Origin of the sequence: Paenibacillus sp. CECT 9249, from assembly GCF_918697855.1 — a bacterium.
In the GTDB taxonomy this organism is placed as follows: domain Bacteria; phylum Bacillota; class Bacilli; order Paenibacillales; family Paenibacillaceae; genus MSJ-34.
Map to the genome: position 1 here is coordinate 1 of NZ_CAKKLI010000033.1, position 18,978 is coordinate 18,978.

An 18,978-nucleotide genomic window follows, 5' to 3' on the forward strand; every position below is an offset into this window, starting at 1 on the left:
GCTTGCGCGAACAGGCTCACGCTATATGGAGGCATCCTTTTCCTTTTCTGTGATACGGACATTATATTCGTCAATCCCTGGACAGGCAATACCGTCAGCTTTCGGGCATTATGCTTCAGCGTAAACAAAATTGGTTTTATGAGCTATTAAAGGAGATTGAATCAGAAGTATAGTTGGAAAACAAAATTAGGATTTATTGCTCTTGTTCATTACGGAAAACCAGCTAATATCTTGACGAGGGATTAGCTGGTTTTATCACTTTTCAACTTATTCATCCGGTTGTTTCGACTTCAGGCTTTGTTATCCCCCTACTTCCAATTCAAGCAAATACCGTTTCATATCCAAGCCGCCGCGGTATCCTGTGATCGCTCCGTTCTTACCGACGACGCGATGACAGGGCACCGCGATCAGCACCGGATTGGCGGCGATGGCCGAGCCGACGGCACGAACCGCTTTCGGACTTTGAACGATCCGTGCGATATCGGAATACGAGCAAGTATGTCCATACGGAATCCGCTTCAGCGCTTCCCACACCTTCTCTTGAAAACTTGTGCCTCTCATATCGATCGGGATGGTGAAGCTTTGACGCTTCCCTTCAAAATATTCCAGCAGTTCATTCATATAAGGCCTCAGCGCCTCATCATTTCTCCTAAATGCCGCTGATGGAAACCGGTGTCGCAGTGCGATTCGCATTTCCTCATCGGTTTGCCCGGGCGATCCTACATAGCAAAGTCCCATCTCCGTTACGGCTGCGTGCAAATTCCAGCAATCGTATTCCAGTACCGCCCATTCAATCATTTGCGTTTCCATCATGATTCCTCCGATCCTCTCGATAACTAGACGGGGTTACGCCAAGCTTTTTTTTAAACAATGTAATAAAATACGGCGTGCTCGAAAAACCGACCTGCATTCCGATCTCGGCAACCGATTGATTGGTTGTTTGCAGCAAGTCGGCGGCTTTATTCAACCGAACTTGCCGGATATATTCGGCAGGCGAAAAGCCTTTCACCTTTTTGAACATTCGTTGCAAGTGAAACGGGCTGCCATGCGAAATATCCGCTAACATATTCAAAGTAAGAGGCTCGTCATAATGCAGGTCGATCCATTCGACAACTTGTTCGATCCACTCTTCTGTCGGCAATTGCAATCCGTCGGGCTTGCAACGCTTGCACGGTCTGAAATGTTCCTTCAAAGCGACATAAGCATTGGGAAAGATCCGAACATTATCCGGATTTGGAACTTTCGATTTGCAGGATGGGCGGCAAAAAATTCCGGTCGTTCGCACACCGTACAAAAATGCGTCGTCATAAGCCGGATCGCATTCCACAATGGCCTTCCAATACTCATCGGGTATGTTCGTTTTTTTCGAATCCACCGCATCACCTCCTCTGTTAGGATACACCCAAACCGTTGATATTCCAACATTTCAACAATATAATAGCAAGATATCGTAATTCATAACTCGAAGAATGCGCGTTGCTTGAATATCGAATCCGTCCGCCTTGCTTTATTTCTTTGCGTATTTCCCTTAAAAAAAGTGACGTAATAAATATTATGTTAATAATTTTATATTACAAACCGACAAATATGGACATCGATAACAAATAGCAGTAAAAACTGACGCTACATTGCTCACATCCAATTTTATGACTAATGTACCTCCGTTTTCTACCGATAATTCTGTACTCTTTCCCCATGGGCGCATTTTTCGAAGACATTTACTGTAGAAAATACCGATAATTCGAAACTTATCCAAATATCATTGAAATTAGAAGTAGATTTTGGCGTTAACCTCACGTTACTGTAATAGCATTAGAAACAGTATACATAATATTGATTATGTATACTGTTTCAACTCTACTGCATACGGACTCTCATCTTCCATCGGAACCGAAACGAATCCGGTCATCATCCCGTTGTCAAAGATGCAGCGATGATCGTAATAATGGCGATCCTGCAGCATCACCGGCAAGAACGCCGGCACATTGTCCGCGATCCCTTTATTGTCGGGATGCATAATCCAGGACAGCTCCTTCCAGTCGAGAATGCCTTCCTCCGTATTGAGCGGCGTCTCGACACGGACGGTAGACGGCAACTCTGCCGTATAAGCGTACATCCCCCCGCTAGGTTGTCCGTCGACGGTCCAACTGACAATCCCTTTATAGCTTACGTCTTGCCTCTGCAATCGGATGCCCGTTTCCTCGAGCACTTCGCGAATGACGCTTTCTGTCGGCGATTCTCCCGGCTCCAATTTGCCGCCAACGCCGTTCCATTTGCCCATCCATGCCGGCGCATTGCGGTTGAGGAGCAGAATGCGATCGTCTTGCTTAATGAAACAAATCGTGTATTTGAGCAATGTCTCCCTCTCCCTCTTCCTCTTGCTTGTTGACGTAAATTCAGCGATTAACCGACTTTTTCCTATGTAACGTCTATCTTCGCTCCCAAATATTGATCCATTCTATTCTACCATAATCTCCGCTTCGATACGGTCGCCATGGCTGCGCGGCTGCGAAACAACGAGAAATTCGATCGTCTCCTCTGAGCGGTTCATCATTTGATGCGGCACGTTCGGAGCGACTTCAATCCCTTCCCGCGCGCGGATTTCATAGATTTTCCCGTCTACCTCCATCGTCGCGACACCGTCCAGCACGAAAAAAAATTGCCGCGACTTCGTATGATAGTGCCGCACTTCCTCCGTTTGCGGCGGCATGTTTTCATAGATCACGCTTAAATTGGCGTCCTTCACCAAATGCCAACCGTCACACATGTTTCCCCACCGGTAATGTTCAGCGTTGTTTTTATGTACGATCATTCTACAACTCTCCTTTGAAAGATATAATATTCATCAATTTATTTGTTGCTTAAGCCATTTTCTACGAACGAACCCGATTACGATTAATAGAAGAGGCAATAAGATTAATATCGAAAGCGAATAAATGAAACCGTTAACCGAAAAAAAGCGAATCAAATGCTGCAGACTCGGGCTGACCCAGACGGCAACGGCGGTGAGCAACAATCCGAACGGCAACACGACGGGACGATAATCGGAAAGGCGCAAACATTGCGCTGTGCCGAGCGCGAGAGCGTAAAACCATAACGTGATTTGCAAAAAGCCTCCCAACATCCAAAGCACCATAACCATGGCCTCCACATGCTCGAAAAATTCCGCAAAGCTGATAAACCGGGAGGCGATGAAGACCGGGAAGGTCATATTGCCCGTCATATCGCCGAACAGCAATAAACAAGTAATATTCGTAATGATCATCGTAACGGTCATCGCAGCGACAGGGATGATCGCATAGCGTATTTTGCGTTCCTTCTTCTTGACATATGGAACGAAAAACGTAAGAATCAGAAATTCCATAAACCATGCATGCGGCGTAATCGAGCCTTTTATGGACGGCATGAGGCCGCGTTCGAATGCCGGAAGCATATTGTCGATATTCATACTCGGAATCAAGAAAATCGAAATCGCTAGCACAAAAAAAACGAAGACGGGAGCTACAATCGTTGCGAATCTTCCCAGCACTTCCACGCCGCCGCGCACGGCAATCGCGCTGACTAACACAATACAGCCCATCACGACGGAAATAGGCGTCAACACAAGCGATGTACCGACGATAAACTCACCATATTCCCTAAGAATTAAACTGCACGTGTGCAGTATAAACAAGAGCAACACGATATTGACCGCACTGCCAAGGAAACGGCCTAAAATGAGTTGGCTCTGTTCGACGATGGTACGGTTCGGATACAGTAGATTAAGCGTCCAGACAAGACAAACGGCGGCAAATCCGCTGATCGAGCCCCAAACCGGCGACAACCATACATCTTGATGGGCGTCGCGTGCGGACAGGGCCGGTACGATTAGGATCGCCGTCGCCCCGATCATAAGATACATAATCAAAATCAGTTGCAGGCCGGATATTTTCCCTTTTTCGATCATGATTGGAACAGGGCCCCTTTAGCTAATATTGAAAAAATTCAGGAACGGCTTGTAAATGAATTCGATGATGTCGTTGAGCGACAGAATGTCCGGGAAAAAAATGATTGAAATCGACAAACACCATCCCAGCGCCGACAAGGCAACAAAGACAATCTTCTCTTTTTTCATTTTCGGCGACATGTTCGGCCATTCGTACACCGTCGCGATGAACACGATGATGGAGACTCCTGCGGCTAATAGCCATTTCATGCGAATATCACTCCACTTGGTCCGTTTCCTTCATATTCTCCATATTTTTCCCCACCATTCCGATACGCAGCACTTTCACCTTCGGCTCCACGTTCACTCGGATTTGAGGGAAAATTTCTTTCCAACGCCGTTCGTTTTTTTCCCATTCCATCGGATATTTGCGGCGAAATTCCTTGGCAAAACCGAAAATATCCGCATCCAGCTCGTCTTGGGCGATTCGAAGGGCCAACTCAATCCGTTTGCGGACATCGTCGCCAATCGCTCGTTCGGCCAGCTTGACCTGTTCGACCTTCGTAATATCTTGTTCGGACGTATTTTGAACAATATCGCCTTCCATCTCAATTTTCGCCGTTATGCTCCACTCATTTCCTCGAACAAGCGGTACCAGATCGGTTTTGTTATGAGCTAAACGAAAGGAGATCAAGCCTTTCTCTTGTTCGGAATCTACCGTTATAATGGATGTTTTGATTTCGTCTCGCAGCCACATGACGCCTCGGGTCGCCGTTCGATCGATCCAGCCTGCGTACTTTCCTTCTTCCAGCACGTCCGTACCGCGAATCGTGGGCACTTTCCCTTTGCCGTCGCGATCGCGAAGTTCGATTCTCGGCAGAAACGCAGCTTCGGACTTTTCGTTCAATAGCTGCATGATTTCGTTTAACGTGACCGTTAAGCCCGTCCTGTTCTTGGTCATTTCTCGCAATACTTCGGAACTGTCCCGTTCCAAGACGGTATTCATATCCAATATTTTCATCGCGTCTCCTTTGCTTGCGAAAACGTACGAGTGTTCGCGCGTTCCCGGATGCCGAAGCAGGAAATCGATATGATCTTTTATTCCGGCTTTCACTGTTTTTTCGCCGAAAATGAATACTTTATTATGTCCCCAGAATACTTTGCGCGGGAGCTGTTCTTGCAAATTGGCGGCCGCATCGGCGAGCGAAATGCCTTTGGCGGCGATCACGACCGTATTCTGGGGGCCGCCGCTGCTGCTTTGCTGCTCCAATTGCGTCTGGCTGCCTCCCGACGCTTGACCTTGCTTGGACACATAGATTTGAACGGCTAATTTGACCTGGTTGTTATCCGTTATATCGATTGCCGTTGCCGTAATGATGGCCAGATCGTTGAGCTCCGTTCTGTCCCAGCAGCCGGTTAGGAACAATGAGGTGACGATGCATAATAGCGCGGCGCGAAATGGAGCCTTTCTCGGCATGTTGGAGAACGACGGCAAGACGTATTTTTGAGCGGTCCCCCTTTCGTACTGCATACGTCAATCGCCCCCTCTGCCCGGACCAGGCCGTTGTCCGGGACTTTGCCTGAATTTATTCCATTTGCCGGTAAAGTGCGGACGCGTATTTCGCATCCAAAACGGCGAGCGAACAAGTACGTCTTTGAGGCCGGCAAATTTGAGCGGCGCAACGGGCTCCAAATACGGGACTCCGAATGAACGAAGCGTCAATAAATGAGTGAGCATGAGTATGAAACCGAGCAATAAACCGAACAAGCCGAGACTGCCGGAAAGAAACATAATCGGGAACCGCAACAATCGCATCGCAGTTCCTAATGCGTATTGGGGAATCATAAAGGAAGCGATGCCTGTAATCGCCACCACCATGACCATGGGGGTCGACACAAGACCCGCAGATATCGCCGCTTGTCCGATAACCAAGGCGCCGACGATGCTGACCGCCGCTCCAACCTGCTTCGGAAGCCGGATGCCCGCTTCGCGCAGCGCCTCGAACGTAATTTCCATCAATAGCGCCTCGATCAAAGCCGGAAACGGAACCTGTTCCCTCGATTCGGCCATCGTAAGCAATAGCTTGGTCGGTATCATCTCTTGGTGGAACGAGACGACGGCAACGTAAAACGAGGGCCCGAACAACGCAATAGCGAGAAATAAATAACGAAGCCATCGAATGGCCGTGCTGATCAAATAACGTTGATAATACTCCTCGGCGGATTGGAGCAAAGAAAAAAACGTGATCGGCGCAATGATCGAGATCGGAGTTCCGTCCACGAGAATGACGATCCGTCCTTCCAATAAATTCGCGCATGCAACGTCTGGCCGTTCCGTCGTTAACACTTGCGGGAAAGGAGAACCAGGATGATCCTCAATCAATTCCTCAATATATCCGCTTTCCAGAATGCCGTCCACGTTGATCCGTTCGAGCCTGTTGACCACTTCGGTAACGAGCGCAGGATCGACAATATCCTCGATATACGCCACGACGACTTTCGTATTGGAATATAACCCGATATTCATCGACTTCAGCTTTAATTGCGACGTTTTTAATTTACGGCGCAGCATGGAAGTATTGACCCGCAGCGTTTCCACAAATCCTTCTCTCGGCCCGCGAACGACCGCTTCGGCGGTCGGTTCTTCAATGTTCCGCTTCTCCCACTTCGATATTCCGATCGACAAGGCTTGTTGTTCCCCGTCGACGATCAATAACGCATTGCCGCCGTTTACTTCTTCGCTCGCTTTGGCGACCGTGCCGACCGCAGCGATCGCAGAATGTGAAATGTGAAGGCGAATGTTCGCCAAGCTAAGATCGGATCCGTCTTCCCGTATTAATGGCAATATGACTTGTTTATCGATCGCATCGTTATCCGTAATTCCGTCAATATAGACGAGAATCGCCCGTTTTCTGCCGGCAATCAGAAATTGGTAATAAATGACGTCCGAACAATCTTGATAAATGCTTTGCAACAAGCGCAAGTTTTCATTGCAATCGGCCGAAAGCGGTACTTGCTGTTGAAGAAATCCCATATGAAATCACCTGTGCCTTGTTAATAAATCTCATTATTAACAAAATACGGGCTTCTATACGGCGGATCACGTTCATTCGATCATTCCGGCACCAGCACTTCGAGATTTCGAATCGCTTCTTCTTTTTGCCGATCCGAGACATGCGTATAAATCGTCGTCGTTTGAATGGAGGCATGACCAAGCAATTCCTGCACCGTGCGCAAGTCCGTCCCGTTTTTGAGCAATAAGGTGGCGAAGGAGTGCCTTAACTTATGGCTGGATAACGAGCGGCGGCCTGTCCGGTATTTTTGCTCAAACGCCGCGAACGTTTGCGATGCGATCAATTGAATATTGCGGACGGACAACCTCCTTCCCTTTTGGGAAATGAAAAAGGCATCCTCCCTTTTGCTTCCCGGTTGCCTGCGTTCTTCCATCGCAAGCCGCAGCATTTCATCGACCCGATCCGGCACAGGCAGCGTCCTCCACTTCCGCCCTTTGCCGAATACATTCAAAGTCTTCCGCTGCGGATGATAATCGGACAAGTTCAGGCGATGAACTTCGCCGACGCGCAACCCCATATAGGCCATGAGCAAGAAGACCGCCAGATTGCGGGTCCGGTACTTCCCTTCGATCGATTGCAAAAAAGCGAAAATTTCCCGTTCATCCAAATAGACGAGCGACCGGTTCTTTTCCGTTTTCGACTTTTTGACCGCGGCCGCGGGATTGGCATCCAACATCTCCAATTCCATCAACGCTTTGAAAAAACATTGGATCGAACTATGTTTACGGTTTCGCGTCGTATCGGAAACGCCGCTTTCCCGTACGGACGATAAATAGGACATGACATTGAGTTTGCTTACTTGCGAGAGCTGCTTCCCGTCGATAAAGCGCAAAAAATGTCGGATATCTCCTAAATAACAAGTTTGCGTAAATTTCGTATACCCGGCATCTTTCATCCAAATGACGAAAGCTTCCAATTCGCTCTCGTACCGTTCAAGCTGCATATTCATGTTGTATTCGCCTCTTCGTTCTTTTCGTTTCTCCGTTCATGAAGCGGGACATTCCCTTCGCCGATCGTAAAAATCGATTACAATCGAAACTGCATATAATTTATATTATACGCAGTTTTTTTGTCAAAGGGAAGGTTTACGACTTTGCCGGCAAGAAAAACGCAAAAACATCCTCTTGACGAGGATGTTTCACGTTCATTCCTGTTTATTGCTTGGCGGCGTCTGCCGAAACATGCCACGTTACGCCGAATCGATCCGTCACCTGTCCGTAGGACGGGCTCCAGAACGTTTCTTGCAGCTCCATGACGACCTTGCCGCCGTCTCGCAACGATTCATATACATTCCTTGCCGTTTCTGCGTCGCTCACCGCAATCGAGACGGTCACCTGAGATCCGATCTGGTACGATGTTTCATGCGGTCCCGGGAACGTATCGGATATCATGAGATCGGTATCCCCGACCTTTAACAGCGCATGCATAACGCGAGACTTCACCTCTTCCGGAATCTCGAAACCCGGGTTATCCGGCATGTCTCCGAATGACTGCATCGCTACGACTTGCGCGCCCAACGCTTTTTCGTAAAACGACACCGCTTCGCGTCCGTTCCCGTTGAAAACCAAATAAGGGTTTAATCCTTTAATCATTACATCCACCTCAATTCTTCTTTTTTATTATTATGACACGAAATAAACCGGATCATTTCTTATCGATTGCTATGTTCGAACATCCGATTGAGGAAGCGGTCCATCAGCAGCGGCAAAGAAATGAGAATCGGCGGATCGTCCAGCCTTGGACCGTATAGCGTCAATTGTTGGTGCGGAACGGCCGTGAACGGCTCCACGACAATCGGCTTCTTCAATCGGGCCCGCAATGTCGTCTGCGGCAGCAAAATGTCTTTGGCCTGCGTCCCCCATGAAACCGAGGTCGCCATCAAGTAATAGATGCCGGGCTTGACGTTCGCAAAAGAAAAATCGCCGACGGAAGCAAGAAGCGTTCCGTATAAGGGCAATCCTTCGGGGATCGGTTTGGCGAACAAACCGATCAGAATGACGCCCTCGAAGGGAATTTCCGCATCGATGGTGCCGTGTACCGTTGCATACGGATTGAATGCGGAATGCGGCGAAGTCCAATCGTTCCAATGCTGCAAAGTGCGAATATGCTGATCCGCTTGCAACGCTTGGTTCCGGAAGTCGGACGGCGTGACGCCAACCCGTTCGGTAAAACGGGTCGTAAAGGTGCCCAAACTTTGCTGTCCGATTTCGAGCCCGATATCGCGGATGCTCAATTTGGTATGCAGCAATAAATCTTTCGCTTTCTGCAACCGGAGAGCGGATACGAAATATAAAGGCGACAGCCCGATTTTTTCTTTGAAAATGCGCGTGAAATGATAAGGGCTATAGCCCGCGTAGCTGGCCAATTCGTTAAGCGAAAGCGGCTCGTAGATATGTCGATGTATATATGCGATCACTTCGTCGATTTCCGGATATCGCCCAGTCGTCATCCTGTCCCTTCCCTTCGCATATCTACTAATTTTCAACTTTTTCTATTAGTATTATTTTATTCAATTTGTGACAACTTTTCAAATTTATACGACCTGATGTTTGCATTCCCTTTCCTTTTGTCGATATCCCCTTTGTTCAGAAAACTGTTATTTATATGAATCTCCTCGTTCCAGTTCTTCTTAAGCCGCATTTCTCTATCCTGAGTAAAAGGGATTTCCACAAAAGGCGGAAAAAAAGAAATGCCGGAAAAGGAAAGGTAGCCAACTGCCCGCGAGGATATGTTATAATTTTACTCGCAACAACAAAGCCGCTCGGACAGTCGAATGCAGTAAGACGGCATTTTATATTTAATGAAGTTAATTATTAGGGGTGTTAATTCATGAATGTGCAGAAGGTAAAGGACCGGCATGAGCTAGAGAAGCGAACCCCGTTGTTTCCATGGTTCGTCCAAATGTTTATCGATTATAAATTGCCCGATCTATCTCCCTCCACCCTTTTGGAATATACGAGAGATTACGAAATCTTTTTCACGTGGCTCATGGCCGAAGGATTGACGAGCGCGGCGGAGATGAAAGACATTGCGCTGCAAGACTTGGAAGTGCTGACGATGGACAACATCGTCAATTTCCGGATCTTTCTCGGAACGTACAAGGAAAACGCCAATTCGAGAATTACGATTTCGCGCAAGCTGTCGTCGCTTCGTTCTTTATTTCATTATTTGAGCCAAATTGCCGAGGATGAAAACTTTTATCCGCTGCTGAAACGGAACATCATGGCCAAAGTTGAAATCAAACGAATCCATAAGCCGAAAGATACGGCGGCCCGCTTGAAAGGCAAGCTGTTGGAAGAAGAGGAAATCGGCGAATTCATCGCTTATATTCATAGCGGATATATGAACGATATCGCCAACAACAAGCAAGCGCTCTATGCATATGAACTGAACAAGCAGCGCGACGCAAGCATAGCGAATTTAATCTTGAATTCGGGGTTGCGGGTGTCGGAGGTCGTCAATCTGAACGTGGACGATGTGGATTTGGCCAACAAACTGGTGCATGTGTACCGGAAAGGGAATAACGACGAGACGTTCAAGACGCCCGTTTATTTCCGTGAGGATGCAAAGGCCGATCTGATCGCCTATATGCAGCTGCGCACGACGCGCTATTGCGCGCCGAAAAAGGAAAAAGCTCTCTTCCTGGCCGTCCCGAACGGACACAAAGAAGGCAAGCGCATGACGAAACGGGCGATTCAAGAAATGATCGTCAAATACGCAAAGCGATTCGGCAAGCCTTATTTGACGGTACATAAGCTTCGACATTCCTTTGCAACAGACTATTATTTGCAGAACGACATTTATAAAACGAAGGAACAGCTTGGACACGCCTCGACGGAGACGACCGAAGTGTACGCCCATTTGACCGACAAGACGATGTCCGAGGCGATCGAGCGCCGCTCCCGATAGCGGCGGATTAACGTTTCGCGATATAAACGACGTCGGGATGTACGTTGTCGCTTCGCTCGACGGTTTGCATATCGACGGTAATGAAATGCCGCTCGAGCCGTTCCGCAAATACCGGAGACGATGAAGCGCTCCAGAAGGAAACGGCTCCCTGCGGATTCAAGAGGCGGCCTAGGGAGGCCAATCCTTCGTCGCCGTACAAATGATCGTTCTCCTGAAATACCGTCCAATCCGGCCCGTTGTCGATATCCAGGCAGATCGCGTCGAACGTATCTTCCGTGCGCGACATCCAGCGGATCAAATCGGCGTGAACGATGCGCGCCTTGCGGTGCCCGGCGGCGTTGCCGGAGAATGGGGCCAGATGCGAACGGTTCCACTCGATGATTTTGTCTTCGATTTCGACGACGGTCGCGCGTCGTACCCGCGGATCGTTCACGGCCGCTTCCAGCGAATAACCGACGCCGAGCCCGCCGATCAATACCGAGCAATCCGTTTTGCCAACCGCATCGAGCGCCGATTTGACCAATCGTTTTTCGGATTCTCCGTTATACGTTGCCATCAGAAAGGTACCGTTGCTAACAATCTCGTATTCGCCCGTTCCTCTGCGCTGCAGTTGAAGTTCCCCGCGCGGCGTCGCGCAGCGTTCGATCGTTACAATGCGATCCCCATTCGTGTATGCGTACATCGACCGACACCCCCTTTTCGTATCTATCGTTTACAAGTCTTCCCACTTGGCCCACATTTCCCGCGGGTTCAATTCGTACATATCGTTTTCCCGGTACATATAATGATGCATAACAAATTCCCTGCGGATGGTGGCGAAATCCGGATGAACCTTTTTGATCCATTCGTTGATTTCCCGCTCTTTATACTTTTGTCCCATCTCCAAGCCGGAAACCAAATACTCCAGCACAATCAGCTTTTTCTTCAGTTGCGCCGGAATTTGCTTCAACGTGCCGTCGCTTGCAAGAAAACTGCGCAATACCGACTGGCGCAACTTCACGTTCTTTTCCGAACGTTCTTCGGGCGCAAACCCCGTTCGTTGCTGCTCGAGCAAATGCAATAAAGCGCGGTCCGTTTGTTTCAGCAAATAATGATTCACCCCGTAATAGGACGTGTTTTTTTCTCTGCGTTCCATGATTAGTCCCGCCTCCCTCAACTTCGCGATATGATGTGTGACCGTTGCCGGCGTAATGGCTAATTTCTCGGCCAAAGCGAGTCCGTTCAACTCGCCTTGAGCGAGTAAAATCAACATTCGAATCCGGTTGCGGTCGGCTAAAGCCTTGTAATATTTGACGAGTTTTTCAAGTTGAATAAGAATCACCCTTATAAATTAGATGTCTATCTAATTAGATATTCGTTAAATTAGATACTAATCTAATTAGATGCGATTGTCAAACGAAAACAACGTATAAATAACAAAAAGGCATCGCAGCGGGAATTCCTTCGCTCCCCCGCGCAATACCTTTCCTTGTTGGTCATCGCCTTCCCCGTTTGAATATTTTCCCGGTTCCGACCCTTGTTTTCGGTTTTTTCGATTTGGAAGGAGAGAATATGGAATCAAACCCCGATTTGCCATCCTTCTCCTTTACAATTTTCCCCGACGAAGATTTGCCGAATACGTTGCCGTTGTCCCCTACCTTCTTTGAAGAACCGGAATTGTCTTGGCCTCGCTTGAAAATCGAGCCGCTTCGCTCGACCGTTAGCGGCGGAATCGCTTTTTTATCCTTGGCCGTGGGCGCTTCGTATTGTTTCGCAGGCTGGTAAACGTCCCGACTCGAATATCCCCGATAATCTCCATGCCGTCCGAGCGAATCGAACATATTGCCGATCAGGCTGGCGACGAGATACCCTTCCAAAAAGCTTGGACTGTAGTTTTGCCTCACATATTCCTCGGAATCGACTTCAATCAGCGTATCGTCGGGATTTCGCTCGTCCTTCTGCACATGAATCCATTCATTGGAATAAACGAGAAACATATGCTCCGCATCTTCTTTGGAGATCTGCCGCGGTTTCTTCTGCTCCGCCAGTTCCCGCGCCACCTCGGGAACGGTCTTGTTCGCGGCGCGATAAATATAGGAAGTTTGCGAACCGTCTTTATTGACCGATTCGAGCGGGTACGTTTCTTTCATCGTCACTTCGCCGAATTCGCCGCAGCCGCTTAACAGCGATACGAGAAAACTGAGGACGAGCACGATTTTCAATAGAAATAGAGGCCGCCGTGGCATGACATACACCTCCTCAACGTTTAATAAGCATGCTTCCTGGGCATTTGACGTGCTAGGGTTGCGTCGGATGCGTTCGATCCGCTCGGCGGATTAGCTTCCCCGCGTTACTTGAACGTCGGCAGGCAAGACCGACTCGCCTTCATACAGCATAAATCGTCCGTCCTGCCATTCGATGCGCAGCAATTTGTAATCGTCCGATTGGTATTGCCATACGTATTGTTCTCCGCCATGCATGAACGGCGTCTTGCCCGCCGCGGTTACCATGCCCGAATACCGTTCCTCCATATAATACGTATGATCTTCCATCTCGATCGTCGTCGGCACCTCGTCCGGCGTATCCAATCGTCCGTCGATCGGCTCGTATAACGCGTATACCGTACGTTCCCTTTCCTCGATATGCAAATAGCGAATCGTGTTGCCGTCCGCAAGCGTAAGCACAACGGCGTTCCGCTGGCGGTTATGCGTCCGTCCGACCACTTGATACGTGACAAGAGAGACGTCGACAATATCGCCGGGGCCCAATTGCAAGACGGTTTTCTCCGGTTTCGGCGGCTCCGGTTTCGATATGATATTTTTGATCCGTTTCAATAGGCTCATCGCTTGCGCTCCTTTACGGAAAAATCTCGATTGGTCGTTATCCATCCATTGCCTTTACAAACATGCGGAAATGATCAGCGCGCCGACGATGTGAAGCGAACCTGCGAATAGCGCGTAAGCGACTTTGCCCTGTTTCGTTCCCTCGTCCAGCTTCAATCCGACACTCGCTTTCAAAACAAACCGTACGATCCATTCCAAAATAAATAAAATGACGAAAGAAATGGCGGAAATGGCCAGCGCATCCCATAGCCATAAATTATCCGAACTGGAGATCGAAGAAGCAAGAATATAGCCTTGCGCAAACAGTTTCATGACGAAGCGGGTCGTGACCGCCATATTCCCTTTTTTAATTTCTTCAAAGTCTTTGTAGTTCGTAAACAGCGAGTCCACATACATCAAAAGAAACAATAGAACCGCTCCTGCTCCGGTCCAGATCAGAATGCCCAATACGTTCGACAACGTCAACGCCATCGCGATCCTCCTTACCTATTTGGTGCGCTCCGTCGGCCTAGCTGGAACGACGCAGCGCGAAATGGCCCGATGAAGAAAGAAAAAACGTCGCGAGACGTTTTCTTTCTTGAGCGATTGTTTATTCCGCAGGTTTCTCGTACTTTTTCATCAATGCGGCCAGTTCGTCTTCCACCGCTTTATCTTTGCCGAGGCTTGCGAATTCATCGTCCAACGATTTTTCTTTCGTTGCCATCTCGTTGCTCGCTTCCGCCTGGGCTTCCATTTGCAGCATTTTTTCTTCCATGCGCTTCAGCCCTGCGGACGCCGTATCGGAACTGAAACCGGTAAGCGCCTTGTTGATTTCCGTTTGCGCTTTGGCGGCGTTGTAACGGGCGATCAACGTTTCCCGCTTATTTTTCATCTCGGTCAATTGTTTGCGCATTTCGTCAAGTTTCGCGCGCAAATTGTCGGCCGACGCTTTATTCTGGTCGTAGCTCGCCTTGTACTCGTTCATCTTCGCTTCGGCCGCCTTCTTCTCTTCCAAGGCGCGGCGGGCGAGATCGATGTTTTGCGCTTGCGCGGCGATATGCGCTTGTTCTTCGCGTTTGCGCACCAACGCCTCTTGTTCTTCATACAGCTGCTTGAACTTTTTCTCGATCGCGATTTGCGCCGCCACCGCTTTCTCCGCATCTTCCAAGTCTTCCTGCATGTCGCGGATGTACTGGTCGGTCATTTTTACCGGATCTTCCGCTTTGTCGATCAAAGCGTTAATGTTGGACATCGTTAAATCGCGCAATCTTTTGAAAATAGACATGTTCTGGCTCCTCCTTATGGAACGGTAAATTTTATCTTTATGTCTATGTTTACGAAGCATTTTACGTTTCGTTTCAAAATGAGCAAAAAAAAAGTGCCGGCCAAAACAATGCCGGCTAACGCAATAACCCGTCGATCTTCGCCGCCGTCTTGCTCCGAATGAGCGCGACGATCCGTTCGATTTCCGTCTTCGTCACCCCGTCGAAATGAACGCCCATGACAATCGTGCACGTTCGCTGCAATGTGCGGGCGGCATACAAAGCAAGCGGTCCGATAATATCTTGCTCGCGATGTCCGGGCACGGCGGCGGTTTGAACGATCCATTCTCCGTCCCGCAGGCAAGCTGTCGCGCTGGCCCCGATATGGGCCGTCCCGCCGGTAATCACGAACAAATAATCGGCGCCGATCCGTTCGGCTGCGATTTGAATCGCCGGCTCGAAATTCATGGTATAATCCCCCGTATTTCGTCCAGCGATCCGATATTTTCTTCCTCCATAAATTTCTCGACGCCTGCAACCAACTTTTCGCCCGCCCGCATATCCATAAAGTGATACGTCCCGATCTGAACGACCGCAGCGCCTGCCATAATGAATTCGATGACGTCGTTCGCCGAAGCGATCCCGCCCATGCCCATCACCGGAACCGTTACTTGCCGAGCGACCTGATGCACCATTCGCAGCGCGATCGGCTTGATCGCCGGCCCGGACAAGCCGGCATAAACGTTATGAAATACGCTTCGCCGCTGTTTCGTGTCGATTTTCATTCCGGGAATCGTATTGATCAGCGAAATGCCGTCCGCCCCTTCTTGTTCGCACATGACCGCCATTTCCACAATATTTTTCGCGTTCGGGGACAATTTGACGACAAGCGGCAGCGACGTCGCCTGACGCGCTTCCCTGACGACCTCCCGCGCCATCGCCGTCTTCACGCCGTAGCCGCCCCCGGCTGCCCGCACATCCGGATACGATAGGTTCAATTCAATCATATCGATCGCCTTTCGTCCTTGGCGTCTGCGAATTTCTTCGTCTTCCGTCACAAGCCTGGCGCCGATCACGTAATCTTCGACGCATTCGCCGCCGAGATTGACGATCTTCGCCGGTTCGATCGTTTCCCAGAACGGCAGCTCTTCCTGCAGAAACGCGTGGATTCCCGGATTGTCAAATCCGCCGCTGTTAAGCATCCCCCCTGACGTTTCCCACACGCGAACGCCGGCATCTCCCGCCGTCGGACGAAGAGTCACCCCATTGCCCGAGATGCCCCCCAGCTTATTAATGTCGTACCATTTCGCGCACTCTTGCCCGAAGCCGAACGTTCCCGCAGCCATAACGATCGGATTGCGGAACGAAACGCCTGCAATGTTGCATGCCGTATTTCTCACCGAAATTCACCTCCCGCATCTTCGTTAACTACTCTTCTTCCTTTAATGTACTTCCTGCGCGGCAGCGAATGCTGTGATCCGGTTCACAACGCATAATTTTTTCCAAATTAGGGGATAACAACAATGAGAGCGTACGCGCTTGAATTTTGATTAGAAAAGAGGTCAGCTCGATGCGAAAACTGTATCTCGTTGCGCTCATCCTGCTTATGGCGACGGGTTGCTCCCGTGGACAGCCGCCGCCGCAACCGCCGTCTCCGACATCCAGTTTGCAAGAGCGACAATCGGCATCGTCCGGCGATGACGCTCTTCGTCCGCTGCCGGAGCAACCTCTGCCCCATCGCGAACAGCATTCCGAGGCAACGCCGAATGCCAAGCCGGTTCCTGACAAGGAACGAAAATCCGCCCAAGCGGCGCAAACGAAGTCCCGGAAGCGGACGAATGATTCGACAACCGCTGCCTCCGCGCGCAAAGGCGCCGGAACCGCCGTCCGGAGAAGTTCGAGCGCGCAATTGAGCATCGCCGAGCTTCGCCATAAATACCCTACCATTTTCCGTATTAAAGGATCCGCCCAAACGCGCAAAGTCGCGCTGACGTTCGACGATGTGCCCGACGGCCATTTTACGCCGAAAGTGCTGGACGTATTAAAGAAGTACGGAGTTAAGGCGACGTTCTTCCTGGTAGGATCGCGCGCGGAAAAACATCCGGACGTTGTGCGGCGAATCGTGCGCGAAGGGCATGTTATCGGCAATCATACGTATAATCACCCGCTGCTAACGAAAATTTCCAAGGAAAAGTTTATTAAGCAAGTGGTCAGTACGGAGAAAATCATTAACGATATTGCCGGTTACAAACCGAAATTTTTGCGCCCTCCTTACGGCGAAATTAACGAGCAGCAGCTTCGCTGGGCCGGAGCGCACGGCTACGTCGTCGTCAATTGGAACGTCGATTCGCTGGATTGGAAAGGTCTCGATGCGGAGGAAGTGTATAAAAACATATTGTCGACCGTTCGATCCGGCGCGATCGTCTTGCAGCATGCCGGCGGCAATGTGGACGGAAATTTGAACGGGACGCTCGAAGCGCTTCCCGACATTATCGAAACGTTGCAGAAACGAAACTATCGGATCGTAACGCTGCCCGAATTGCTGCATACATCCAAAAACAGATAAACGCCAGGCTTGCACGCCAGCCTTCCCCCTTCCGAGTAAGGAACGGGGATTTTTTTGTTCGAAGGACCATTTTCCGGCAACCAAGATAGCTGGCAACGTCAAACTATGAAATTCGAACATATGATATGACTAAATACTAGTTTTTGAGAATAGGGCAAAAAAGGAGTTGATAGATTTGACCAATCAGGCTGAAATAACGATCAGCATATTCGGAAGCGGCGGGGGCGTAGCGAAATCTTTGCTTTCCATTTTAAACCGCTCGTTTCTGGACGCAAACGATCCGATCCATTCGCTGATCGGAAGGTGCACGCTTCATTTCGTCGACCGCAAGCAACGAAAATTGGAATATTACAAAACATATATCCCCGATCTCATTCATGCGGTAAAACTGCATCAATTCGATTTGAACGATCCGGTCCGTGTCCGCCGACATTTGACCGATACGAATACGGCCATTGTCATAGACGTTTCTTGGGCCGATACGGTGCAAATGATGGAATGCTGTCACGAAACGGGCGCGCATTACATCAACTCGGCTTTGGAAAATACGATGGTCGACGAAACGGAGGAACTCGAAGGATTTACGCTGCTCGAACGGTATCTGATCTTCGAGCGCCATCGCAAACGGTTTACGCGGATGAAGGCGATCGTCGGGTCCGGCATGAATCCGGGAGTCGTACAGTGGATGGCCGTCGAATTGATGCGCAGGCATCCCGAAGAAACGCCGCTCGGCTGCTATATCGTCGAGCATGACAGTTCATTCTATGCGGACAAATCCGCGGTCCGGCCCAAAACCGTGTATTCCACTTGGTCCACCGAATGTTTCCTGGACGAAGCGATCCTGAATTATCCAATGTTCATGCAGCGTCATACGCCTCTCATTATGTACAGTGCCGCTTATGAGCTCGAATTTAAAGTCACGCTTGGGGGCAAACAGTTCTACGGATGTTTGATGCCCCATGAAGAAGTCATTACGTTGGGAAAGGCTTACGATATGGAGACAGGCTTCATTTATCGCGTCAACGACTATACGACCGATTTGCTCCGCGCCCATATCGATCAAGCGAACGATCTTTGGGATTGGAACCATAAAGTGCTCGACCCGGCGGAAGCGGAGCTGGAGGGCGAGGACATGGTCGGCGTTCTTCTTGTCTACCCGGATCGGGAACGCTATATGTACAACGTCATGAGCAACAAAGCCGTTTATGCCAAATACAAGACGAATGCGACTTACTTCCAGGTTGCATGCGGCCTTTACGGAGCCTTATCCTCGCTGCTTCTCGACGACATTCCGGACGGCGTTTACTTTGTCGACGAACTGCTGCTGCAAACGGATTCCGGATACGGCAATTATCTCTCTTATTATATGCAAGACTTTACGACCGGCGAGAACGGCGCAAGCGACGGGCTGCTGCTGGATCGCATGAAGCGGGAGGGGTGA

General features: G+C 49.6%; 22 protein-coding genes. 3 read left to right on the forward strand and 19 right to left on the reverse strand.

What is annotated here, in order from left to right; translation table 11 throughout:
• Positions 1 to 300: 300 nt before the first annotated feature.
• From LQ229_RS19305 to LQ229_RS19355, 11 genes are all read right to left on the reverse strand, one after another.
• Positions 301 to 810, reverse strand: coding sequence for a methylated-DNA--[protein]-cysteine S-methyltransferase (locus tag LQ229_RS19305; protein WP_216538996.1), 510 nt, complete (start codon positions 808 to 810; stop codon positions 301 to 303).
• On the reverse strand, positions 791 to 1,375 hold the full coding sequence (locus LQ229_RS19310; protein ID WP_216538954.1) for a bifunctional transcriptional activator/DNA repair enzyme AdaA: 585 nt from the start codon (positions 1,373 to 1,375) through the stop codon (positions 791 to 793). Before LQ229_RS19310 ends, LQ229_RS19305 begins: the two co-directional genes overlap by 20 nt.
• Positions 1,376 to 1,837: 462 nt before the next feature.
• Positions 1,838 to 2,356, reverse strand: coding sequence for an 8-oxo-dGTP diphosphatase (locus tag LQ229_RS19315; protein ID WP_216538953.1), 519 nt, complete (start codon positions 2,354 to 2,356; stop codon positions 1,838 to 1,840).
• Positions 2,357 to 2,458: 102 nt separating this feature from the next.
• Positions 2,459 to 2,812 carry a cupin domain-containing protein gene (locus tag LQ229_RS19320; protein ID WP_216538952.1) on the reverse strand — a complete coding sequence of 118 codons (354 nt, stop codon included), beginning with the start codon at positions 2,810 to 2,812 and terminating at the stop codon, positions 2,459 to 2,461.
• Between the two features lie 33 nt (positions 2,813 to 2,845).
• Positions 2,846 to 3,946, reverse strand: a complete 1,101-nt coding sequence (locus LQ229_RS19325; protein ID WP_216538951.1) for an endospore germination permease — start codon at positions 3,944 to 3,946, stop codon at positions 2,846 to 2,848.
• A gap of 18 nt (positions 3,947 to 3,964) precedes the next feature.
• On the reverse strand, positions 3,965 to 4,195 hold the full coding sequence (locus tag LQ229_RS19330) for a hypothetical protein (protein WP_216538950.1): 231 nt from the start codon (positions 4,193 to 4,195) through the stop codon (positions 3,965 to 3,967).
• 7 nt (positions 4,196 to 4,202) lie between these two features.
• Entirely contained in the window at positions 4,203 to 5,456 is a 1,254-nt protein-coding gene (locus LQ229_RS19335; RefSeq protein ID WP_216538949.1) for a Ger(x)C family spore germination protein, read from the reverse strand.
• A gap of 3 nt (positions 5,457 to 5,459) precedes the next feature.
• Positions 5,460 to 6,959 carry a spore germination protein gene (locus tag LQ229_RS19340; protein ID WP_216538948.1) on the reverse strand — a complete coding sequence of 500 codons (1,500 nt, stop codon included), beginning with the start codon at positions 6,957 to 6,959 and terminating at the stop codon, positions 5,460 to 5,462.
• Between the two features lie 80 nt (positions 6,960 to 7,039).
• Entirely contained in the window at positions 7,040 to 7,942 is a 903-nt protein-coding gene (locus LQ229_RS19345; RefSeq protein ID WP_216538995.1) for a tyrosine-type recombinase/integrase, read from the reverse strand.
• Positions 7,943 to 8,153: 211 nt separating this feature from the next.
• Positions 8,154 to 8,591 (reverse strand): VOC family protein, encoded by a 438-nt coding sequence (locus LQ229_RS19350; RefSeq protein ID WP_216538947.1) that lies wholly within the window; start codon positions 8,589 to 8,591, stop codon positions 8,154 to 8,156.
• Positions 8,592 to 8,650: 59 nt separating this feature from the next.
• Positions 8,651 to 9,448 (reverse strand): AraC family transcriptional regulator, encoded by a 798-nt coding sequence (locus LQ229_RS19355; protein WP_216538946.1) that lies wholly within the window; start codon positions 9,446 to 9,448, stop codon positions 8,651 to 8,653.
• A gap of 380 nt (positions 9,449 to 9,828) precedes the next feature.
• On the opposite strand from LQ229_RS19355, the gene xerS reads away from it, so the two are divergent.
• On the forward strand, positions 9,829 to 10,908 hold the full coding sequence (xerS, locus tag LQ229_RS19360; RefSeq protein ID WP_216538945.1) for a tyrosine recombinase XerS: 1,080 nt from the start codon (positions 9,829 to 9,831) through the stop codon (positions 10,906 to 10,908).
• A gap of 7 nt (positions 10,909 to 10,915) precedes the next feature.
• Here xerS and LQ229_RS19365 read toward each other — a convergent pair whose 3' ends face one another.
• From LQ229_RS19365 to LQ229_RS19400, 8 genes are all read right to left on the reverse strand, one after another.
• Positions 10,916 to 11,590 carry a spermine/spermidine synthase gene (locus LQ229_RS19365; RefSeq protein WP_230192616.1) on the reverse strand — a complete coding sequence of 225 codons (675 nt, stop codon included), beginning with the start codon at positions 11,588 to 11,590 and terminating at the stop codon, positions 10,916 to 10,918.
• 30 nt (positions 11,591 to 11,620) lie between these two features.
• Complete coding sequence (locus LQ229_RS19370; RefSeq protein ID WP_216538994.1) at positions 11,621 to 12,220, reverse strand: metalloregulator ArsR/SmtB family transcription factor; 600 nt, start codon at positions 12,218 to 12,220, stop codon at positions 11,621 to 11,623.
• Positions 12,221 to 12,383: 163 nt separating this feature from the next.
• Positions 12,384 to 13,133 carry a DUF4247 domain-containing protein gene (locus LQ229_RS19375; protein WP_230192617.1) on the reverse strand — a complete coding sequence of 250 codons (750 nt, stop codon included), beginning with the start codon at positions 13,131 to 13,133 and terminating at the stop codon, positions 12,384 to 12,386.
• Between the two features lie 90 nt (positions 13,134 to 13,223).
• Complete coding sequence (locus LQ229_RS19380) at positions 13,224 to 13,730, reverse strand: DUF4178 domain-containing protein (protein WP_216538942.1); 507 nt, start codon at positions 13,728 to 13,730, stop codon at positions 13,224 to 13,226.
• 54 nt (positions 13,731 to 13,784) lie between these two features.
• On the reverse strand, positions 13,785 to 14,195 hold the full coding sequence (locus LQ229_RS19385) for a DUF350 domain-containing protein (RefSeq protein WP_216538993.1): 411 nt from the start codon (positions 14,193 to 14,195) through the stop codon (positions 13,785 to 13,787).
• Positions 14,196 to 14,319: 124 nt separating this feature from the next.
• Positions 14,320 to 14,994: a PspA/IM30 family protein gene (locus LQ229_RS19390; protein ID WP_216538941.1), complete on the reverse strand. Its 675-nt coding sequence runs from the start codon at positions 14,992 to 14,994 to the stop codon at positions 14,320 to 14,322.
• 115 nt (positions 14,995 to 15,109) lie between these two features.
• A complete protein-coding gene (locus LQ229_RS19395) occupies positions 15,110 to 15,439 on the reverse strand; it encodes a hypothetical protein (RefSeq protein WP_216538940.1) in 330 nt (109 codons plus the stop codon).
• Positions 15,436 to 16,371, reverse strand: coding sequence for a dihydroorotate dehydrogenase (locus tag LQ229_RS19400; protein WP_216538939.1), 936 nt, complete (start codon positions 16,369 to 16,371; stop codon positions 15,436 to 15,438). The genes LQ229_RS19395 and LQ229_RS19400 overlap by 4 nt, the downstream gene beginning before the upstream one ends.
• Positions 16,372 to 16,541: 170 nt before the next feature.
• On the opposite strand from LQ229_RS19400, the gene LQ229_RS19405 reads away from it, so the two are divergent.
• A complete protein-coding gene (locus LQ229_RS19405) occupies positions 16,542 to 17,537 on the forward strand; it encodes a polysaccharide deacetylase family protein (protein ID WP_230192618.1) in 996 nt (331 codons plus the stop codon).
• Positions 17,538 to 17,712: 175 nt separating this feature from the next.
• Positions 17,713 to 18,978 (forward strand): saccharopine dehydrogenase NADP-binding domain-containing protein, encoded by a 1,266-nt coding sequence (locus tag LQ229_RS19410; RefSeq protein ID WP_216538938.1) that lies wholly within the window; start codon positions 17,713 to 17,715, stop codon positions 18,976 to 18,978.

Coding starts and splice junctions, on each gene's coding strand:
- LQ229_RS19305 (WP_216538996.1), bottom strand. CDS start 810: ATGGAAACGCAAATGATTGAATGGGCGGTACTGGAATACGATTGCTGG.
- LQ229_RS19320 (WP_216538952.1), bottom strand. CDS start 2,812: ATGATCGTACATAAAAACAACGCTGAACATTACCGGTGGGGAAACATG.
- LQ229_RS19325 (WP_216538951.1), bottom strand. CDS start 3,946: ATGATCGAAAAAGGGAAAATATCCGGCCTGCAACTGATTTTGATTATG.
- LQ229_RS19330 (WP_216538950.1), bottom strand. CDS start 4,195: ATGAAATGGCTATTAGCCGCAGGAGTCTCCATCATCGTGTTCATCGCG.
- LQ229_RS19335 (WP_216538949.1), bottom strand. CDS start 5,456: ATGCAGTACGAAAGGGGGACCGCTCAAAAATACGTCTTGCCGTCGTTC.
- LQ229_RS19340 (WP_216538948.1), bottom strand. CDS start 6,959: ATGGGATTTCTTCAACAGCAAGTACCGCTTTCGGCCGATTGCAATGAA.
- LQ229_RS19345 (WP_216538995.1), bottom strand. CDS start 7,942: ATGCAGCTTGAACGGTACGAGAGCGAATTGGAAGCTTTCGTCATTTGG.
- LQ229_RS19350 (WP_216538947.1), bottom strand. CDS start 8,591: ATGATTAAAGGATTAAACCCTTATTTGGTTTTCAACGGGAACGGACGC.
- LQ229_RS19355 (WP_216538946.1), bottom strand. CDS start 9,448: ATGACGACTGGGCGATATCCGGAAATCGACGAAGTGATCGCATATATA.
- xerS (WP_216538945.1), top strand. CDS start 9,829: ATGAATGTGCAGAAGGTAAAGGACCGGCATGAGCTAGAGAAGCGAACC.
- LQ229_RS19365 (WP_230192616.1), bottom strand. CDS start 11,590: ATGTACGCATACACGAATGGGGATCGCATTGTAACGATCGAACGCTGC.
- LQ229_RS19375 (WP_230192617.1), bottom strand. CDS start 13,133: ATGCCACGGCGGCCTCTATTTCTATTGAAAATCGTGCTCGTCCTCAGT.
- LQ229_RS19380 (WP_216538942.1), bottom strand. CDS start 13,730: ATGAGCCTATTGAAACGGATCAAAAATATCATATCGAAACCGGAGCCG.
- LQ229_RS19390 (WP_216538941.1), bottom strand. CDS start 14,994: ATGTCTATTTTCAAAAGATTGCGCGATTTAACGATGTCCAACATTAAC.
- LQ229_RS19395 (WP_216538940.1), bottom strand. CDS start 15,439: ATGAATTTCGAGCCGGCGATTCAAATCGCAGCCGAACGGATCGGCGCC.
- LQ229_RS19405 (WP_230192618.1), top strand. CDS start 16,542: ATGCGAAAACTGTATCTCGTTGCGCTCATCCTGCTTATGGCGACGGGT.